This window comes from Kitasatospora sp. NPDC057936 (genome assembly GCF_042887525.1).
In the GTDB taxonomy this organism is placed as follows: domain Bacteria; phylum Actinomycetota; class Actinomycetes; order Streptomycetales; family Streptomycetaceae; genus Kitasatospora.
Genome location: NZ_JBHVPD010000038.1, coordinates 43712 through 62947, shown reverse-complemented (window position 1 = coordinate 62947; position 19236 = coordinate 43712). Strand labels below are relative to the sequence as shown.

At 75.0% G+C, this 19236-nt stretch carries 12 protein-coding genes and 1 pseudogene; 11 read left to right on the top strand and 2 right to left on the bottom strand.

The features are described 5' to 3' along the window. Positions 1-73 precede the first annotated feature (73 nt). The 9 genes from ACFVU9_RS21000 to cobA all read left to right on the top strand — a co-directional run bounded on the left by ACFVU9_RS21000 (position 74) and on the right by cobA (position 12326). Positions 74-331, top strand: a complete 258-nt coding sequence (locus tag ACFVU9_RS21000) for a hypothetical protein (RefSeq protein ID WP_380443612.1) — start codon at positions 74-76, stop codon at positions 329-331. 330 nt (positions 332-661) lie between these two features. Next, positions 662-1165 (top strand): GNAT family N-acetyltransferase, encoded by a 504-nt coding sequence (locus tag ACFVU9_RS20995; RefSeq protein WP_380443614.1) that lies wholly within the window; start codon positions 662-664, stop codon positions 1163-1165. A gap of 542 nt (positions 1166-1707) precedes the next feature. Then, positions 1708-2733: a methionine ABC transporter ATP-binding protein gene (locus ACFVU9_RS20990; RefSeq protein WP_387595306.1), complete on the top strand. Its 1026-nt coding sequence runs from the start codon at positions 1708-1710 to the stop codon at positions 2731-2733. After that, positions 2730-3461: a methionine ABC transporter permease gene (locus ACFVU9_RS20985; protein WP_380443618.1), complete on the top strand. Its 732-nt coding sequence runs from the start codon at positions 2730-2732 to the stop codon at positions 3459-3461. The genes ACFVU9_RS20990 and ACFVU9_RS20985 overlap by 4 nt, the downstream gene beginning before the upstream one ends. Before the next feature lie 57 nt (positions 3462-3518). Then, complete coding sequence (locus tag ACFVU9_RS20980; RefSeq protein ID WP_380443620.1) at positions 3519-4343, top strand: MetQ/NlpA family ABC transporter substrate-binding protein; 825 nt, start codon at positions 3519-3521, stop codon at positions 4341-4343. 201 nt (positions 4344-4544) lie between these two features. Continuing rightward, positions 4545-5207: a GNAT family N-acetyltransferase gene (locus ACFVU9_RS20975; protein WP_380443622.1), complete on the top strand. Its 663-nt coding sequence runs from the start codon at positions 4545-4547 to the stop codon at positions 5205-5207. A 194-nt stretch (positions 5208-5401) separates the two neighbouring features. Further along, positions 5402-6661, top strand: coding sequence for a precorrin-6y C5,15-methyltransferase (decarboxylating) subunit CbiE (gene cbiE / locus ACFVU9_RS20970; RefSeq protein ID WP_380443624.1), 1260 nt, complete (start codon positions 5402-5404; stop codon positions 6659-6661). A gap of 496 nt (positions 6662-7157) precedes the next feature. Then, a complete protein-coding gene (gene cobT / locus ACFVU9_RS20965; RefSeq protein WP_387595302.1) occupies positions 7158-10976 on the top strand; it encodes a nicotinate-nucleotide--dimethylbenzimidazole phosphoribosyltransferase in 3819 nt (1272 codons plus the stop codon). Between the two features lie 102 nt (positions 10977-11078). Beyond that, positions 11079-12326: a uroporphyrinogen-III C-methyltransferase gene (gene cobA, locus ACFVU9_RS20960; protein WP_387595300.1), complete on the top strand. Its 1248-nt coding sequence runs from the start codon at positions 11079-11081 to the stop codon at positions 12324-12326. Positions 12327-12410: 84 nt separating this feature from the next. Here cobA and ACFVU9_RS20955 read toward each other — a convergent pair whose 3' ends face one another. After that, complete coding sequence (locus ACFVU9_RS20955; RefSeq protein ID WP_380443628.1) at positions 12411-15152, bottom strand: SpoIIE family protein phosphatase; 2742 nt, start codon at positions 15150-15152, stop codon at positions 12411-12413. 100 nt (positions 15153-15252) lie between these two features. Here ACFVU9_RS20955 and ACFVU9_RS20950 point away from each other — a divergent pair, with 100 nt between their 5' ends. Continuing rightward, positions 15253-16059 carry a TrmH family RNA methyltransferase gene (locus ACFVU9_RS20950; RefSeq protein ID WP_380494274.1) on the top strand — a complete coding sequence of 269 codons (807 nt, stop codon included), beginning with the start codon at positions 15253-15255 and terminating at the stop codon, positions 16057-16059. 1015 nt (positions 16060-17074) lie between these two features. Here the strand turns inward: ACFVU9_RS20950 and ACFVU9_RS20945 are convergent. Then, positions 17075-18349 (bottom strand): annotated as a pseudogene (locus ACFVU9_RS20945) (protein kinase); the annotation flags it as partial. 425 nt (positions 18350-18774) lie between these two features. Between ACFVU9_RS20945 and ACFVU9_RS20940 the strand changes: the two are divergent. Continuing rightward, a complete protein-coding gene (locus ACFVU9_RS20940; RefSeq protein WP_380499715.1) occupies positions 18775-18972 on the top strand; it encodes a hypothetical protein in 198 nt (65 codons plus the stop codon). Positions 18973-19236: the final 264 nt, after the last annotated feature.

Genomic DNA, 19236 nt, shown 5'->3' with positions numbered 1-19236 from the left:
CCGCCGCGCCCCCGTCCGTTACGCGCGACCGGCGGGGCGTAACCGGCCGCCGCCCTTACAGGTCAAGCACGGTGTGTGTCCCACCCTTCCGACCGTCCCCTCCGCCGAGGACCAGTTCCTCGCCGAGCGCCGCCGCCGCGTCGTCCGCGACGCGGTGGCCGCCCTGCCCGGTCGCTGCCCCCAGCTGGTCGCCGCCCTCGCCGAGGACCCGCCGCCGACGTACCGCGAACTCTCCGCACGCCTCGGCATGCCCCGCGGCTCCATCGGCCCCACCCGCTCCCGCTGCCTCGCCTGCCTCCGCGCCCTCCTCCACACCGAGCGCTACCCATGACGCCCCCCGGGCCGGCCCCACCCCGTCCGGCCCCCGGCCGCCCCTGCCTCCACTCGCGTGACCCTCGCCACGTCCGGTTGTCGTCCCCTCCTCCCGGCCTCCTCCCGGCCCCCGCGCGGGCTTCGCGCACCCCGCCGTCCGGCCCCCGGCCGTCCCTCCCTCCACTCGCGTGACCCTCACCACGTCCGGCCGCCAAAAGGTTGAGAGGAGCTGACACCCGGGTAGAGCGCTGGCGAACCCAGCTCTTGACGGTGTCGCGATCACTCGGATACTGAGCGTGAGCGCGTCACCCTCTGCGCGCCGGGCACGACGATGGGGAGGCCCCAGCACATGGGCATGAGCGTGATCATCTCGGCGGCGGACGCCGAGGACGCGGAGCAGATCCTCAAGCTCCAGTACCTCGGCTACCAGGCCGAGGCCGAGCTGTACGGCGACTGGGCGATCGAGCCCCTCACGCAGACTCTGGAGAGCCTGCGCGCCGAACTGTCCGAGCAGCACTTCCTGGTCGCCCGCCTCGGCGACGAGGTCGTCGGCACCGTCCGCGGCCGGGTCGACGACGACGGCATCGGCCGGATAGGGCGTCTGGTCGTCCACCCCCGGATGCAGCGGCACGGCCTCGGAGGCCGCCTCCTGGAGGCGCTGGAGCGCCGCCTGGCGGAGGACGGTGGCCACGTCACCGCCTACCGCCTGTTCACCGGCCACCGCAGCCTCGGGAACCTTCGTCTGTACGCCCGCCAGGGCTACCTGCAGACGGGCGTCGAGCAGGTCAGCGGCAGCCTGAGCTTCGTGCACCTGGAGAAGCCCGTCGCGACGCCGTTCGCCGCGACCGCCTGAACCCTTCGCGCCGCCCCGCGGATTCGGCGCCGCCACGACCAGGACAGCCACGATGCGGCCTGTCCCGAGGCGGCGCCGATTCGCGTTTTTGCAGGTCAAAGCGATTCGTGTCCGCATTGCGGACAGCGCATCCAGATAATTGGGCCTCGAACAGCCCATCTGATTTACTGGCTCACATGACTGCGACGACGAATTGGACCCCCACCGGCACCATGCCGGCAGGTGAGCGTGCCATGTGCCGTCGAATGTGTCACTGCTGAGGGCCACCGTCCCCACTCCTCGCGCCCCGAAGCGAGACCCCGGCGCCGCTCCCGTTCGTGTGAGCGTGCCCAGCCTGCCGCACCCCCCTGCGTCCGCATGCCCGCCCACCCGCGGCTGCCGATGACTCGTAAGGGCCACGCCGTCGCGCGGCCCGGCCGCCCAGCGGCCACGATCAAGGGGTGGCAGGTCCGGATCCCCCTGGCGAAGCGCCGTAGACGCCGCCGACCGCAACCCGGTCGGGCGGTCGACGCGCCGCCCGCCCCCGACCCACGGAAGCTGCTGTGATCACCACCACGGACCTCACGAAGGTCTACCGCTCCCGAGGCCGCGAGGTGACCGCCCTCGCCGGTGTCGACCTGCACGTCCGTCCGGGCGAGGTCTACGGAGTCGTCGGCACCAGCGGCGCCGGCAAGTCCACCCTCATCCGCTGCGTGAACATGCTGGAGCGCCCGACCTCCGGCACCGTCACCGTGGACGGGGTCGAGCTGACCGCGCTGTCCGGCGGCGAGAACCGGGCCGGCAAGGAGCTGCGCGAGGCGCGGCGCCGGATCGGCATGGTCTTCCAGCACTTCAACCTGCTCGCCTCGCGGACGGTCCAGCAGAACGTCGAGCTCCCGCTGGAGATCATCGGCCTCGACCGCACCGAGCGCCGCCGCAAGGCCGCCGAACTGCTCGACCTGGTCGGCCTCGGCGACAAGGCCCGCAGCTACCCCAACCAGCTCTCCGGCGGCCAGAAGCAGCGCGTCGGCATCGCCCGCGCCCTGGCCGGCGACCCGAAGGTGCTGCTCTCCGACGAGGCCACCTCGGCGCTCGACCCGGAGACCACCCGCTCGATCCTCAAGCTGCTGCGCGACCTCAACCAGCAGCTCGGCCTGACCGTCCTGCTGATCACCCACGAGATGGACGTCATCAAGTCCGTCTGCGACTCCGCCGCCCTGATGCGCGGCGGCCGGGTGGTCGAGGCGGGCGAGCTGACCGACCTGCTCGCCAAGCCCGGTTCGGAGCTGGCCCGCGAGCTGTTCCCGCTCAGCGAGTTCGGCACCGGCCACCCCGGTTCGACCGTGCTGGAGATCACCTTCCAGGGCGACGCCCCGGCCCAGCCGTTCGTCTCCCAGCTCGCCCGCACCTACCAGATCGACATCAACATCCTGGGCGCCGCGGTGGAGACCATCGCCGGCCGGATGGTCGGCCGCATGCGGGTCGAGCTGTCCGGCGGCCACCAGGACAACGTGGTGCCGATCGGCTACCTGCGCGAGCAGGGCCTGCAGGTGGAGGTACTGGGCGCGGCGGACGGAGCGGTGGCATGACCTGGGACCAGATGCAGGCCCTGATGTGGCCGGCCACGCAGGAGACCTTCCAGATGGTGGGCCTGTCCGCGCTGTTCACGGTGCTGCTCGGCCTGCCGCTGGGCGTCCTGCTGGTGCTGACCGACAAGGGCGGCCTGCTGGCCAACCGGGCCGTCAACAAGGCCGTCGCCTTCGTCGTGAACATCGCCCGCTCGGTGCCGTTCATCATCCTGATGATCGCCCTGATCTCGTTCACCCGCTGGCTGGTGGGCACCTCCATCGGCTGGCAGGCGGCGACCGTGCCGCTCACCATCGGCGCCATCCCGTTCTTCGCCCGCCTGGTCGAGACCTCCGTCCGCGAGGTCGACCGCGGCCTGGTCGAGGCCGTCCAGTCGATGGGCGCCGGCACCTGGACGATCGTGCGCAAGACCCTGCTGCCGGAGGCGCTGCCGGGCCTGGCCGCCTCGGTGACCACCACGATCATCACGCTGATCGGCTACTCGGCGATGGCCGGCACGGTCGGCGGCGGCGGCCTCGGCACCCTGGCCGTCAACTACGGCTACCAGCGCTTCGAGACGGCCTTCATGTGGGTGATCGTCGCCGAGCTGGTGATCATCGTCACCGCCGTCCAGCTGATCGGCGACTTCGCCGTCCGCCGCCTCGCGAACCGCGGCCGCTCCGGCGGCGGCCGGACCCGCCTGCTGCGCGGCACCCCGGCGGCCCGCGACGAGGACCTCGTCGCCCCCTAGACCTCCCGCGCCCGACTCCGGCCGCGGCTCCCCGCATCACGCAGAAAGGCACTTTTCGTGCGCAACGCCCTGAAGTTCACCAGCGTCCTCGCCACCGCGGGCATCGCCCTCTCGCTCGCCGCCTGCGGCAGCTCCGGTTCGTCGTCCTCGGACCCGAACGCGCCGCTGACCGTCGTCGCCAGCCCCACCCCGCACGGCCAGATCCTCAAGTTCGTCAAGGACAACCTCGCGGACAAGGCGGGCCTGAAGCTCGACATCAAGGAGGTCACCGACTACGTGACCCCCAACACCGCGGTGCAGGACGGCTCGGCCGACGCCAACTACTTCCAGCACGTCCCGTACCTGGAGGACTTCAACAAGAAGCACGGCACCGACATCGTCTCGGTCGAGCCGGTGCACCTGGAGCCGCTGGGCGTCTACTCCAAGAAGGTCAAGTCGATCGCCGACCTGCCGGACGGCGCCACCGTCGGCCTGCCGAACGACGCCACCAACGAGGGCCGCGCCCTCAAGCTGCTCGCCGACAACCAGCTCATCACGCTGAAGGACGGCGTCACCACCGCCGCCACCCCGGCCGACGTCACCGGCAACCCGAAGCACCTCAAGTGGAAGGAGCTGGAGGCCGCCCAGCTGCCCCGCTCCGTCGCCGACCTCGACGCCGCCGTCATCAACGGCAACTACGCGCTGGACTCCGGCCTGAAGCCGGCCACCGACGCGCTCGTGCTGGAGAAGGCCGAGGGCAACCCGTACGCCAACATCCTCGCCGTCAAGAAGGGCAAGGAGAACGACCCGCGGGTCAAGAAGCTCGCCGAGCTGCTGCACTCGCCCGAGGTGAAGAAGTACATCGACGACACCTTCAAGGGCTCGGTCGTCCCGGCCTTCTGAGCGTCGGACAACTCCGCACCCCGTGCCGCCCGACCGGGCCCCCGCCGCACTCCGGCGGGGGCCCGGTCGGGCAGTATGCACCAGGGGCGCCCGGCCCGGGGGCGTTCTGACGTACCGTCGTGCGGGCGGCGCACCACGTGGTACCCGGGGCGCGCCGGAGGCGTACGGTGTTGTGTTCACGACCCGGCGAGGAGAGACGGCATGGCAGCGAGCTTCCCCGAGACCGCCATCAGCACCGAACGGCTGTTGCTGCGGCCGCTTTCGGAGGACGACGCGCCCGGTCTCGCCACGATGATGGCCGACGACCTCGTCCTCGCCTGGACGGACCTGCCGCACCCCTTCACCGAGCAGTACGCGGCCGACCTCGCCCGCACCCTCGCCCCCTCCCACCGGGCCGCCGGGCGCGGCATCGTCTTCGCCGTCACCGAGCACCTCACCCAGCGCCTGGTCGGCCTGGTCGAGCTGCGCGCCACCGACTGGCGGCTGCGCAGCACCGAGATCGCCTACGTCACCGCCGCCTGGGCGCGCGGTGAGGGCTACGCGCCGGAGGCCGTCCTCGGCGTCGCCCAGTGGCTCTTCGAGGACCGCGGCTTCCTGCGCCTGGAGATGCGCACCGCCGCCGGGAACACCGCCGCCCAGCAGGTCGCCCAGAAGATCGGCGGGATCAGCGAGGGCGTGCTGCGCAGCGCCTGGATAGTCCGGGGGGAGTCCGGCGAGGTGGTGGGGGCACCTCCCGGCCGCCAGGCCGGGGGAGAGAGCCGCAGTGACGTCATCCTGTGGAGCCTCCTGCCCGAGGACATGGAGGCCCCCGAGCCCGAGCACTCCGGCCGGCACGGCGACCACCGCTACGTCCTGCGCGACTGACTCCCCACCGGGCCGCCCCCGGGCTTCGCGCACACGTGTGCGGCACTCCCCCGGCCCGGCGGCCGGGAGGTGCCCCCGGCGCGGGGCGGGAACACACCCGGTAGCCTCTGTCCGGCGCCGTACTGCGGCGCGGTTTGTCGGCGCACCGAGGTGCGCACCGGGGCGCGCACCGAGTCGAGGGAGAACGGCCGCAGATGGCTGACCGGATCACGGTCATCGGGTGGGACGGCACGCCGCTGACCGAGGCCGCCGGCGCGGCCCTCGCCGCGGCGACCCTGGTCGCCGGCGCCCCCTACCAACTGGGCGCACTCCCGGTGCCGCCCGCCGCCGAGCGGATCGTGCTCGGCAACATCCGCCAGGCCGCCCGCCGGATCGCCGAGCACCGCGGCGCCGCGGTCGTGGTCGCCGAGGGCGACCCGGGCTTCTTCGGCGTCGTCCGCACCCTGCGCCGCCCCGAGTACGGCCTCGAACTCGAGGTCCTGCCCGCCGTCTCCTCCGTCGCCACCGCCTTCGCCCGGGCCGGCATGCCGTGGGAGGACGCCCAGGTGGTCAGCGCCCACGGCGGCCGGCTGCGCCGCGCGGCCAACATCTGCCGGGCCCATCCCAAGGTCGCGGTGCTCACCGCCCCCGGCGCCGGGCCGGGCGAACTCGCCCTCATGCTGCGCGGGGTCCACCGGACGTTCGTCGTCTGCGAGGGCCTCGGCACGCCGGACGAGGACGTCACCGTCCTCACCTCCGACCGGATCGCCGACCACGCGTGGCGCGATCCCAACGTCGTCCTGGTGATCGGCGGCAACAGCGGCGCCCCGGCCGTGCCGGTGGACGAGGCGGCCGGCTGGCTCGCCGGGCGCCCGCTCGGTTTCCCCGGCGCGGACCGGGGCTGGGCGCTCCCCGGCGACGCCTACGCGGGCGCCGGGCGCGCGGCGGACGACCCCGGCGCATCGGAGGCGCTTCCCGCGCACGCGCGCGCCCTGGTGCTGGCCCGTCTGGGTGCTCGTCCGGGGGACCTGGTCTGGTCGGTCGGCGCGGGCAGCGGCGCCCTCGCGGTGGAGGCGGCCCGCTTCGGCGCGGCCGTCGTCGCCGTCGAGGCCTCCCGCTCGGCCTGCGCCCGGATCACCGTCAACGCGCGCCGCTACGGCGTCGAGGTGGAGACGGTGCACGGGCAGGGCCCCGAGGTGCTCGGCGGACTGCCGGAGCCGGACGTCGCCGTGGTCGAGGCGGGCGGCCTCCAGGTCGTCCGCGCGGTGCTGGCCCGCAGACCCGAACGGTTCGTCACCGTGGCCCGCACCTTCGCCGAGGCCGAGGAGTTCCGCCGGGCGATCACCGAGGCCGGCTACCGGGCGGACGGCGCCCTGCTGCAGTCGGCCCCGCTGCTCGCCGCCGACGGCGGAGGGGTGGCACTGGGGGCGGACGGAGCGGGCGCGCTGTTGCTCTGGGGTGAGCAGATCGTGTGAAGGCCCCGGGCCCGGCCGGTGTTCCGGGTGAGGATGCCGCAGGGGGGCCGGCGGTGATCCAGGTCGCATCCGGACACTGATTCGAGAGGTGACGGCGCCGGGCCGGTAGTGTGGCGTCCTGGTCGGCGGCGGTGGTCGGTGACCTGCCCGATCCGGTCGGTTTGTCACCTTTTTGACGTGGTGCAATCCGGCCGCGCTCGGAGTGTGGGCAATTCGACGGGCCGCGTGCCGGACCTGGAGAATGCCGTAGGGTCCGGTGCGGTGGTGCCGGTCGCCCCGGGTTGTCGTTGTTTCAGATGGCGGGCCGCCCCACAGGGGGAGGCGCGTGGGCCGGGGCGCGGCAGCTCACCGGAATGACTTTGGCCGCAGCGCCTCGGCGCGGCGGCCGTACGTGGTTGAGGGGCGGGTCGGTGCAGGCCCGGCCCGTGCGGATGGGCGCTGCGGTCGGTGATCGTGTCGCCGAGGGCGCGGCAGCGGCCTGGAAGGAGCTTTGACGATGACCGATGGCGGCCATGTCCCGGGCGAGGGACTGCCGGAGCACCTGCACACCGGGCCCGACCCGCTCGGCGGCCCGGAGGGGGTCGTCGCCGCACCCGTGCAGGGCGTCGCACCCGTGCCGGGTGTCATGATGGACGGCGGAGCGATCCCGAACCCCTCGGTGCCCGGACCCGGCCTCCACGGCGCGGTGCCGCCCGCCGTCGGCGTCATCCCGGCGCAGGGCCACCCGCAGGGCGTGCCCGCGTACGGCGTGCCCGGCGAGGGCTGGGCGGTCGACCAGGGCGCCCCGCGCCCGGCCTTCCACTTCCTCGACCAGCCCGACCAGGCGGACGGGCTCGACGACGAGGACGACGTCCTGCTGATGCCCGGCCCGCAGGGCTCGTGGGGCGAGCCGGCCGTGGCCGTCCCCGCCGAGCAGCTGCCGGCCGATCAGATGATGGTCGCGCCGCTCCAGGACGGCACGCCGGTCGAGCCGTCCTGGCCGCCGGTCGACCCGCCGGTGGCGGGCGCCGAGCAGTACCAGCAGGCCGTGCAGGCCGCCCCCGTCGCTCCGGCGGCCCCGGTGTTCCAGGAGCCGGTGACGCAGGCTCAGCCGCCGCGCCGCCCGCTGCACGCCGGTCCGCCGATCCCGGACCCGTCGATGATGACCGGCCAGGTGCCGGTCCGCTCGCTCGCCGACCGCGGCCCGTCCCTGGGCGCCACCCCCGCGCACGGCATCCCGGTCGTCGGCCGCCCGGCCGAGGCCCAGGCGCCGATGGCGGCGCCCCTGGCGCAGCCCGTCCCGGTCGCGCCGATGCCGCCGGCCGTCGACGCCGTGCCGGTCGCCGAGGTCCCGCTCGCGGTGGCGGACGTCCACCTCCCGCAGCAGGCCGCCCAGGAGATCCCGGGTGGCGTGCAGGTGCCGCTCGGGGAGCCGGTCACGGGCGGCGTGGCCGTGCCGACGGCCGGGGCGATCGAGGTCGTCGAGGTGGTCGAGGCCGCCGTCACCGAAGCCGCGGCCGAGGCCGTGGTCGAGGCCGCGCCGCAGGCCGTCGCCGAGTTCGTGACCGAGCCCGCCGCCGGGCCGGTGGTCGAGGCCGCGCCGCAGGCCGTCGTCGTCGAGCCGGTCGCTGTCGAGCCGGTCGTCGAGCCCGTCGTCGAGCCGGTCCTGACGGAGGCCGTCGAGGCGCCCGTCGCCGACGAGCAGTCGCAGGCCGCGCAGCCGCCCCGCCGCATCTCCGCCTTCCTCGCCGCGCCGACCCCGCACGGCCTGCCGCAGGTCGAGGCGACCGAGCAGGCGCCGGTGGCCGAGGAGGCCGTCGCGCCGCAGCCCGCTCCCATAGCGCCCGCCGAGGGCACGCCGGAGGCCGTCGTCGAGCCCGAGCCGGTGCAGCCCGCCGAGACGGTCGAGGCCGTCGCCGTCGAGGCGGTGCCGGTCGAGGCCGAGCAGCCGCAGGAGGCCGCTCCGGTCGAGGCCCCGGCCGTTGAGGCCGTGGTCGTCGAAGCGGCCGAAGCCGTGGCCGTCGAGGTCGTGGCGGCGGTCGAGGCCGTCGCCCCCGAGACCGCCGAGGTCGTCGAGGCCGTCGAGGTCGCTCACGCCGAGCCGCAGGCCGCCGCCGAGACCGCCGCCGGTACCGGCGAGATGCCGTCCGGTCAGGCCGTCCCCGCGGTCGAGGCCGAGCAGCCGCAGGAGGCCGCTCCGGTCGAGGCCCCAGCCGTTGAGGCTGTGGCCGTCGAAGCCGGCGAAGCCGTCGAGGCCGTGGCGGTCGAGGTCGTGGAGGCGGTCGAGGCCGTCGTGCCCGACGCCGAGCAGCCGCAGTCCGCCGCCGAGGTGGCCGAGGTCCCCGAGGTCGTCGAGCCCGCGGCCGAGCCCGTCCAGGACGCCCCGGTCGCCGAGACCCCGGAGGCCGAGCCCCAGCCCGCCGCCCAGCCCGTGGCCGAGCCCGTCCCCGCCGAGCCCGCCGCCGTCGAGGCCGAGCCCGCCGCCGAGCCCGCCCAGGACACCGCCGAGCAGCCTGCCGACGCCCAGGAAGAGACCCAGGCCGAGCCCCAGGACGCCGAGCAGGAGCCCGCCGAGCCCCGCGGCCCCGCCGCCCCCGGCTACGACGACGCCGGCCGCGACGCCGTCCACCAGGTGATCCGCGAGCGCCGCGACATCCGCAACGGCTTCCGCCCGGACGCGATCCCGCACGAGGTGCTGATCCGCGTCCTGGAGGCCGCCCACACCGCGCCCAGCGTCGGCTACTCCCAGCCGTGGGACTTCGTGGTGATCCGCTCCGCGAAGACCCGCCGGCGCATGCACGCCCTGGCCGAGCGCCAGCGCGAGGCGTACGCCGACTCGCTGCCCAAGGGCCGCGCCAAGCAGTTCCGCGAGATCAAGATCGAGGCGATCCTCGAAACCCCGGTCAACATCGTGGTCACCGCCGACCGCACCCGCGGCGGCCGGCACACCCTGGGCCGCCACACCCAGCCCCAGATGGCCCCGTACTCGGCCGCCCTGGCCGTCGAGAACCTCTGGCTGGCCGCCCGCGCCGAGGGCCTGGGCGTCGGCTGGGTGAGCTTCTTCGACGACGAGGAGCTGGTCCGCGAGCTCGGCCTGCCCGAGCACCTGGAGGTCGTCGCCTACCTGTGCGTCGGCTTCGTCGACTCCTTCCCGGACGAGCCCGAGCTGGAGCAGCAGGGCTGGGCGAAGAAGCGCCCGCTGTCCTGGGTCGTCCACGAGGAGCAGTACGGCAACCGCGCGCTGCCCGGCGAGGAGCCGCAGAGCCTGCTCGCCGAGACCCTGCGCGGCATCCGCCCGCTGGACGCCAAGGCGCTCGGGGAGGCCTGGGACCGCCAGAAGCGGATGACCAAGCCGGCCGGCTCGCTCGGCATGCTGGAGATCATCTCCGCCCAGCTGTGCGGCCTGTCCCGCAAGTGCCCGCCGCCGGTCCCGGAGCCCGCCTGCGTCGCGATCTTCGCCGGTGACCACGGCGTGCACGCCCAGGGCGTCAGCCCCTGGCCGCAGGAGGTGACGGCCCAGATGGTCGGCAACTTCCTCGCCGGGGGAGCGGTCGTCAACGCCTTCGCCAAGCAGATCGGCACCGAGGTCTGCGTGGTCGACGTCGGCGTCGCCGCCGAGCTGCCCGACGCCGTCCAGCAGGGCCGGGCCACCGGTCTGCTGCCGCGCAAGGTCAAGCCCGGCACCGACGACATGACCCAGGGCCCGGCGATGAGCCGCGAGGAGGCCGTCCAGGCGATCGAGGTCGGCATCGAGACCGCCCGCGACCTCGTCGCGGCCGGCAACAAGGCCCTGGTCACCGGCGACATGGGGATCGCCAACACCACCGCCTCGGCCGCCCTGATCTCGGTCTTCACCGGCCTCGACCCGGCCGAGGTCACCGGCCGCGGCACCGGCATCGACGACGAGACGCACGCCCGCAAGGTCGAGGTCATCCGCGCCGCGCTGGCCCTGCACCGGCCCGACCCGGCCGACCCGATCGGCGTCCTCGCCGCCATCGGCGGCCTGGAGCACGCCGCGATCGCCGGCTTCCTGCTGGGCGCCGCCTCGCTGCGCACCCCGGTCGTGCTGGACGGCGTGATCGCCGGTTCGGCCGCCCTGGTGGCCAAGGCGATCGCCCCCGAGGTGCTGGCGGCCTGCATCGCCGGTCACCGCTCCGCCGAGCCCGGCCACCAGGCCGCGCTGGAGCGGCTCGGTCTGCGTCCGCTGATCGACCTGGACCTGCGGCTCGGCGAGGGCACCGGTGCCCTGCTGGCCCTGCCGCTGGTGCAGAGTGCGGCCCGCGCGATGCACGATGTAGCCACCTTCGACTCCGCCGGGGTCACCGAGAAGGCCTGACGTTCCCGTCACCGCTCCGCGGACCGGCCCGAGGGCGCGCCGGTCCGCGGAGCGGCGTCTGTCCGCATCCCAACCCCGCATTCCCGATCAGGAGCACCGCCGATGAGCGCGCCCACCCCGCACCCCAGCACCGAAGGCCGTACCCCCTACCCGGTCGGGCTGCTGCTCGCCGGCCGCCGCGTGGTCGTGGTCGGCGGCGGGCAGGTCGCGCAGCGCCGGCTGCCCGCGCTGATCGCGACCGGCGCGGAACTGCACCTGATATCGCCGAGCACCACCCCGGCCGTCCAGGCGATGGCCGACGCGGGCGAGCTCACCTGGCACGCCCGCCCCTACCAGGACGGGGACCTGGCCGACACCTGGTACGCCCTGGTCGCCACCGACGACCCGGCGGTGAACGCGCGGGTCAGCGCCGAGGCCGAGCGCGAGCGGGTGTTCTGCGCCCGCAGCGACGACGCCGCCGCCGCGACCGCCTGGACCCCGGCCAGCGGCCGGGACGCGGGCGCCACCGTCGCCGTCCTCACCGGAGACCCGCGCCACTCCGCCGGCCTGCGCGACGCCATCGTGGACGGCCTGCGGGACGGCTCGCTGGCCGCCCGCCAGTACCGCGCGCACGGCGCCGGCGTCGCCCTGGTCGGCGGCGGCCCGGGCGACCCGGACCTGATCACCGTGCGCGGCCGCCGCCTGCTCGCGGACGCGGACGTCGTCGTCGCGGACCGCCTCGCCCCGCGCGAGCTGCTGGCCGAGCTGCCCGAGCACGTCGAGGTGATCGACGCGTCCAAGATCCCCTACGGCCGCTTCATGGCCCAGGAGGCGATCAACCGGACGCTGATCGAGCACGCCAAGGCGGGCAAGTTCGTGGTCCGGCTCAAGGGCGGCGACCCGTACGTCTTCGGCCGCGGCGGCGAGGAGCTGCTGGCCTGCGCCGAGGCCGGGCTGCCGGTCACCGTCGTGCCGGGCATCTCCAGCTCGATCAGCGTCCCGGCGGCCGCCGGGGTGCCGGTCACCCACCGCGGCATGACGCACGAGTTCACGGTGATCTCCGGCCACGTCGGCCCGGGCGACGAGCGCTCGCTGACCAACTGGGAGGCCGCGGCGAAGATGAGCGGCACCCTGGTGCTGCTCATGGCGGTCGACAAGATCGCCGCGATCGCGGCGGAGCTCGTCGCGCACGGCCGCGCCGGGGACACCCCGGTCGCGATCGTCCAGGAGGGCACCACCGCGGCCCAGCGCCGGGTGGACGCGACCCTGGCCACCGTCGGTGCCGTGGTCGAGGCCGAGGGCATCAAGCCGCCGGCCGTGATCGTCATCGGCGACGTGGTCAACGTCCTCGCGGCGGCCTTCCGGAAGTAGTCACGGCGGACGGTAGTAGTCCCGGCGGAGTGGGAAGTCGGCCCGTCCGACGTCCCACTCCGCCAGGACGGCGTCCCCCGGCGGCTACTCCAGGGGCTGCTCCGTCCAGATCACCTTCCCCGTCGCCGTGTAGCGCGTCCCCCAGCGGTCCGCGAACTGCGCGACCAGGAACAGCCCGCGCCCGCCCTCGTCCGTCGTCGCCGCGTACCGCAGGTGCGGCGAGGTGCTGCTGCCGTCCGACACCTCGCAGATCAGCGAGCGGTCCCGCAGCAGCCGCACCCGGATCGGCCCGGAGCCGTACCGGATCGCGTTGGTCACCAGCTCGCTCAGGATCAGCTCGGTGACGAACGCGGCCTCGTCCAGCCCCCACGACTCCAGCCGGTCCGCCACCGCCCTGCGGACCGGCCCCACGGCGGCCGGGTCGGACGGCACCTCCCACTCCGCCACCCGCTCCGCCGCCAGCACCCGGGTCCGTGCCACCAACAGCGCGATGTCGTCCTGCGGACGCTCCGGCAGCAGGGCGCCCAGCACGTCCGCGCAGGTCTGCTCGGGCGTGCGCGGCGGCCCGGTCAGCGCCGCCCGCAGCCGCTCCAGCCCCTCGTCGATGTCCCGGTCGCGGTCCTCCACGAGCCCGTTCGTGTACAGCACCAGCCGGCTGCCCTCGGCCAGCTCCAGCTCGGCCGTCTCGAACGGCAGCACCGCCAGCCCCAGCGGCGGCCCGGTCGGCAGCTCCGGGAACTCCACCCGCCCGTCCGGGCCGACCACGGCCGGCGGCGGATGCCCGGCGCTCGCCAGCGTGCAGCGGCGCGACACCGGATCGTAGATCGCGTACAGGCAGGTCGCCCCGGCCAGCTCGGAGCTCTCCCCGCTCGCCGCCTCGTCCTGGTCGATCCGGTTCACCAGGTCGTCCAGGTGCCCCAGCAGCTCGTCCGGCGGCAGGTCCAGCGTCGAGAAGTTGTGGATCGCCGTGCGCAGCCGCCCCATCGTCGCCGCCGCGTGCAGCCCGTGGCCCACCACGTCCCCGACCACCAGCGCCACCCGCGCACCCGGCAGCGGGATCACGTCGAACCAGTCCCCGCCCACGCCCTCCTGCGCGGGCAGGTAGCGGTGCGCGACGTCCAGCGCGTTCTGCACCGGCAGGCTGCGCGGCAGCAGACTGTGCTGGAGGGTCACCGCCATCGCGTGCTCGCGGGTGAACCGCCGCGCGTTGTCGATGCACACCGCCGCGTGGGCCACCAGCTCCTCCGCCAGCGCCAGGTCGTCCGTCTCGAACGGCTCCGCCCGGTCCGCCCGCCAGAACCGCGCCACCCCCAGCAGCACCCCGCGCGCCCGCAACGGCACCCGCAGCAGCGAGTGCACCCCGTACGCCAGCACCCGCGCCGACCGCTCCGGATCCTGCTCCCGCCACTCCACCGCCTCGGCCAGCCGCGGCTCCAGGCCCGGCTCCCCGCTGTGCAGCGCCCCCGCCAGCGGCGTCGCCGGCACCACGTCCAGCACCGTCCCCACCGGGTGGAACGGCGCGTCGGACCGGACGCCCGCCACCGCGGCCCGGCGCATCCGCCCCAGCGACGGACCCGGCGGCGGCTCCTCGCCCGCCAGCACCTGCTCGGCCAGGTCCACCGTCACGAAGTCCGCGAACCGCGGCACCGCGACGTGCGCCAGCTCCTCCGCCGTCCGCGTCACGTCCAGCGTGCTCCCCACCGTCACCCCGGCGTCGTACAGCAGCCGCAGCCGCCGCTGCGCCACCTCGACCCGGCCGGACAGCGCCAGCAGCTCGGTGGAGTCGCGCAGCGTCGCGACGAAGCCGGGCGGGCCGCCGTCCCGGTCGGTGAGCCGGATGTTGACGGCCAGCAGCCGCTCCCCGGCCATCACCACCTGGTCGGTGACCGGCAGGTTCGCGGTCAGCAGCTCCTCGGGGGCGCGCTCCAGCCCCAGCTCGGTCACCAGCCGCCCCTCGGCGTCCGCCGGCAGGCCGAGCAGCCGGTGCGCCTCGTCGTTGCAGAGCAGCAGGCGCCCGTCCCCGCCGACGATCAGCACGCCCTCGCGCACCGCGTGCAGCACGGCCGCGTGGTGTTCGTACATCCGGGTCATCTCGGTCGGCCCGAGGCCGTGCGTCTGGCGCCGCAGCCGCCGGCTGATCAGCGCCGTCCCGAGCGTCGCCAGCACGACCGCGCCCGCGGCGGCGCCCAGCACCACCGGCAGTTGCCGCTGGCTCGCGGTGCTCACGTTCGCGAGCGTCACGCCGGCCGACACCAGCCCGACCACCGAGCCGTCCGGCGCGTACACCGGCACGACCGCCTGGACCAGCGGGCCGAGCGTCCCGCTGATCTGCTCGATCACCACGTGGCCCTGCAGGGCCGGTTCGTAGGTTCCGATGAACTTCTGGCCGATCCGGGCCGGGTTGGGGTGGGTGTAGCGGATGCCGTCGTTGTTCAGGACGACGATGAAGTCGACGCCCGACGCGACCCGCGCGGCCTGCGCCCGCGGCTGCAGGATCGCCGTCGGATCGGGGGAGCGCAGCGCCTCGACGATCCCCGGCGAGTGGGCGAAGGTCTGCGCGACCGCGACCGACCGGTTGCGGGCCTCGTTGTCCGCGTCGTTGCGGGACTGCACGACGAGCGCCACCCCGGCGGCCACCACGAGCAGCAGCACCACGAGGATCTGCAGCACGAACACCTGACCGGCCACGGACCGGAGGTTCACCGGCCACGCGCGACGGACGTTCTGCTGCTGTTGCCGACCATGAGGGCGTCCACCGGAGGAGCCGGCGGATCCAGAAGCACCAGAGGCCGACGGAGCCCAGGATCGACCCGGAAAACGGGCCATACGGTCATATTTGCACTCCGATCGGCGCGGGGCCAAGGCCAAACCGTCCGACTCTTTCCGCCGTTTGGCCTTCACCGCCCGGCCTTGGCAAGATCGCAGGGTGTCCGAACCCAGCACCATCACCGACCCGGCCGACCCCCGCCTCGGCGACTACACCGGCCTCACCGACGTCGAACTGCGCCGCCGGCGCGAGCCCGCCGAGGGCTTGTTCATCGCGGAGGGGGAGAAGGTCATCCGCCGCGCCCTCGCGGCCGGCTACCGGATGCGGTCGATGCTGCTGACCTCCAAGTGGCTGGACGTCATGGCCGACGTCATCGCTGAGGCCGACGCCCCCGTCCACGTCGTCGAACCGGCCCTCGCCGAGGCCGTCACCGGCTACCACGTGCACCGCGGCGCCCTCGCCTCGATGGAGCGCAAGCCCCTCCCGGACGCCGCCGCCGTGCTGGCGGGCGCCCGCCGGGTCGCCGTCCTCGAAGGCCTGGTCGACCACACCAACCTCGGCGCGATCTTCCGCAGCGCCGCCGCCCTCGGCATGGACGCCGTCCTGCTCTCACCCGACTGCGCGGACCCGCTCTACCGGCGCGCCGTCAAGGTCTCCATGGGCGCCGTCTTCGCCGTCCCCTACGCGCGCCTCGACCCCTGGCCCGCCGCCCTGACGACGGTCCGCGACGCCGGATTCACCCTCCTGGCGCTCACCCCCGCCGAGAGCGCCGTCGACCTGTCGAGCCTGGCCCCGCAGAGCCTGCCCAAGACCGCCCTGATGCTCGGCGCCGAAGGCGACGGCCTCACCCCCGGGGCGATCGAGGCCGCCGACCACGCCGTCCGCATCCCGATGGCCCACGGCATCGACTCCCTCAACGTCGGCGCGGCCGCCGCCGTGGCCTTCTACGCCGTGACGACCCCGTAGCAGCGGCCCGCCGCACCCTCGCCCGCGGGGAACTGCGCGGCCCGGAACTGCTCGCGGTCCCGTCGTTCGGTCTCGCGTGGTTGTGGTCCCCGGCTCCTCAGGGGGCGCGGGGAACTGCGCGGCCCGGAAGGCCGATGCCCGCGGCTGCTCGCCGTCCCGCTGTCCGGTCTCGCGTGGTGCTGGTCCCCGGGTTGTCAGGGGGGCGCAAGACGATGGCCGGAACTCTCCGCTGCTCCGCCCCCGCGGCCCGCCGTCAGCCCGCTGCGGTGGTCGGCAGGGCCGGGGCCGCGGCGGCCGGGGGAGCGGCGGTGAGGCCGGTGCCGCCGGAGGCGCCTGCGCCGGGCCAGGACTCGTCGAGGGAGCCGTCCGGGCGGACGGTGTAGCGGGTGGAGGTGACGGCCCCGGTCTGGGCGACGCGCTCCTCCCGGACGACCGCTCCGGCGTCGAGCCGCCAGGAGGCCGTGGCCTGCGGATCGGCGGTCGAGGAGCGGGCGGCGGCGGCGACCGGGTTGTCCCCGGAGAAGGTGTACAGCTGTACGAGGTCGACCGGTACCGAGCCCTCGGCCCGGCGGAGCACGACCACCGTCGCCGGCGAGCCCTTGTACCGGGTCGGCAGCACCGAGCTGAGCGACACCTGCGGCCCGCCCGCGGCCGAGCGCCCCTCGCGCAGGGCGATCCCGGGGCCGCCCGCGCCGTCGGGGTAGGTCCGGTTGGGCCAGTCCACGGCCGGGCCCGGCGCCTGCGCAGGAGCCAGCCCCAGGTCGGCCGCACCCGTCCCCGAACCTGTCGCACCCGTCCCCGAAGCCGCCGCGCCCGTCCCCGAAGCCGCCGCGCCCGCTCCCGTCCCGCCTCGTGCCGCCGCCGCCACGGGCGTCGCCGAGGCCGTCACCGACGCCGTCGCCGAGGGCGTCGCCGAGGCCGTGCCCGGCACTGCCGCGCCGTCCACCGACAGCCCGGTGGGGAGGACGACCATCGTCGGCAGGCCCGAGGGCCGCATGCCCTGGTTGCTGCGGTTCTCGCACCCCTGGGCCGCCGCGATGGCGAGCGCCACCCCGATCGTCACCGTGACGAAGACGACGAGCCGCTGCCGCAGCAGCCGCTGCCGCGGGGTGGTCGGCCGCCCCGGGGCGGGGGTGTGCTGACGGTCGCGGGGCCGTCCGCGGTCACGGCCGCCGGGCTGGCCGGGCGCGGGCGTCTGCTGACGGTCCCGCACCGGGCGTCCCCCCGAGGCCGCCTCGGGTCTGGGGTGCGGGCCGGCCGCCCCTTGCGGGCGCCGCTGCGCTGCGCCGGGCCCGGAGGCCCCGGGCCGGCTGCCCGCCACGGCCCGGGCACGTGCCGCGGCCGCCGGGTCCGGGGAGCGTCCGGGCGCGGGCACGCCGTGCCGCACGCCGCCCGGGGCGTCCGCCTCGGGCGCGGGCGGGGGAGTCGCCGAGGCGCGCCGCATGACGCGCCCGCCGCCGGCCGCCGCCGCTCCGCGGGCCGCGAGCTCGCTGAGCCGCTCGTGCAGGGCGGCCGCGCCGGGCCGTTCGGCGGGCTCCTTCGCCAGGCAGGCCCGGATCAGCGGCGCGAGCTGCGGCGGCACGTCCGAGAGGTCGGGCTCCTCGTGGACGACCCGGTAGAGCATGACCTCGGACGAGGCCCCGGAGCCGAACGGCGTGTCCCCGGTGAGCGCGTAGGCGAGCGTCGCGCCGAAGGCGAACACGTCGGTCGCGGGCGTGACGGCGACCCCGCGGACCTGTTCGGGCGCGAGGAAGCCGGGCGAGCCGACGGCGGTGCCGACGTGGGTGAGCGTGCTGGCCCCGCGCGACCAGGCGATGCCGAAGTCGATGATCCGCGGGCCGCGCGGCGAGAGCAGGATGTTGGAGGGCTTGAGGTCGCGGTGGACGACCCCGGCCTCGTGGACCTTCACGAGTCCGTCGGCGAGCGCGGCGCCGACCCGGGCGGCCTCCTGCCAGCCGAGCGGTCCTTCGTCGCCGACGCGCTTGTAGAGGGAGGGCCCGGGCACGTAGGCGGTGGCGAGCCAGGGGCGGTCGGCCTCGATGTCGGAGCCGACGACGCGCGCCGTGCAGCCGCCGCGGATGCGCGAGGCGGCGGCGATCTCGCGGGCGAAGCGGGTGCGGAACTCCTGGTCCTCGGCGAGTTCGGCGCGGATCAGTTTGAGGGCGACCCGCTGCCCGCGCCGGTCGGAGCCGAGGTAGACGACCCCCATGCCGCCGGCTCCCAGTCGCCGGTGGAGGCGGTACGGCCCGACGATGCGGGGGTCCTCACGCCTCAGCCGCATCATCGCCATGTCCGTTCCCCGTCAGCCCGTGGGTGAGGCCCCGTCGGTTGGGGCATCGTCAGTTCCTGTCCGGCACAGCTTACGGACTGCCCGCTGCGGTGTGCTGATACGCAACACCTCAAGCCACCGTGCGATTGTCCGATCTTGCACTGACCTGCTGGTCATGAGGGTGCCGAAACGTTTCTCGGGGTCGTCTCTCAGGGTTCCCCCGGGGGCCCGGTCGAGACCGTCTCCCCCTGCGGTAGTAGTCCCTAAGTCGGACCGTCATCCTCGGGGATGCCCGAGGAACAGTACGACGGCATGACGCCCGAACGGCCCCCCGAGCCATAGCGTTGTCCTCAGCGGTGGACGGGGAGCTCGTCCCCCGAGGTTAGCCGTCCACCGCGCCAACTCGACCGGGCGAACGGCTCCGAGACCGGATCAGGAGTAAGGGCATGGCACCGCAGCTCACGGGAACCCCCCGCCGCCGTCGGCCGGCCTTCACCTTGCCCCGCACCGCCGAGCCGACGCGGCACCCCGCGGTGGCGCTGGCCATCGCCCTGCCGTGCGCGGTGCTGCTGGTGGCCCTGTTCGGCGGGTGGGACCAGATGGCGAACCAGGTCCAGGCAGTGGCGGACCTGATCGTCCACTGAGACTTGGCCGGCCCCCGTGGCCGGCCGCGGAACGGACACTGATCCCCTGGGGACGGGGAGCCAGTGTCGCCGGGGAGGCCGTGCCCGCGTTGAGACGCGGACGGGCGAGGAGCGGTGCGCAGAGCGCCCCGGCAGGCGGAGACGCCGCGTACGGACGTCGGTGAGGGCGACCGTACGCGGCTCTTCTCTTTTTTCTCACTGCCCACGCAAAAGGCCGGGGCCGCGACCCTCACGGATCGCGGCCCCGGCCGTTACTGTGCGCGA

Bases quoted from the DNA above. Each gene is read 5' to 3' on its own strand.
- ACFVU9_RS20940 (WP_380499715.1), top strand. From the start codon at position 18,775: ATGGCACCGCAGCTCACGGGAACCCCCCGCCGCCGTCGGCCGGCCTTC.
- cbiE (WP_380443624.1), top strand. From the start codon at position 5,402: ATGGCTGACCGGATCACGGTCATCGGGTGGGACGGCACGCCGCTGACC.
- ACFVU9_RS20955 (WP_380443628.1), bottom strand. From the start codon at position 15,152: ATGGCCCGTTTTCCGGGTCGATCCTGGGCTCCGTCGGCCTCTGGTGCT.
- ACFVU9_RS20975 (WP_380443622.1), top strand. From the start codon at position 4,545: ATGGCAGCGAGCTTCCCCGAGACCGCCATCAGCACCGAACGGCTGTTG.
- cobT (WP_387595302.1), top strand. From the start codon at position 7,158: ATGACCGATGGCGGCCATGTCCCGGGCGAGGGACTGCCGGAGCACCTG.
- cobA (WP_387595300.1), top strand. From the start codon at position 11,079: ATGAGCGCGCCCACCCCGCACCCCAGCACCGAAGGCCGTACCCCCTAC.
- ACFVU9_RS20995 (WP_380443614.1), top strand. From the start codon at position 662: ATGGGCATGAGCGTGATCATCTCGGCGGCGGACGCCGAGGACGCGGAG.
- ACFVU9_RS20985 (WP_380443618.1), top strand. From the start codon at position 2,730: ATGACCTGGGACCAGATGCAGGCCCTGATGTGGCCGGCCACGCAGGAG.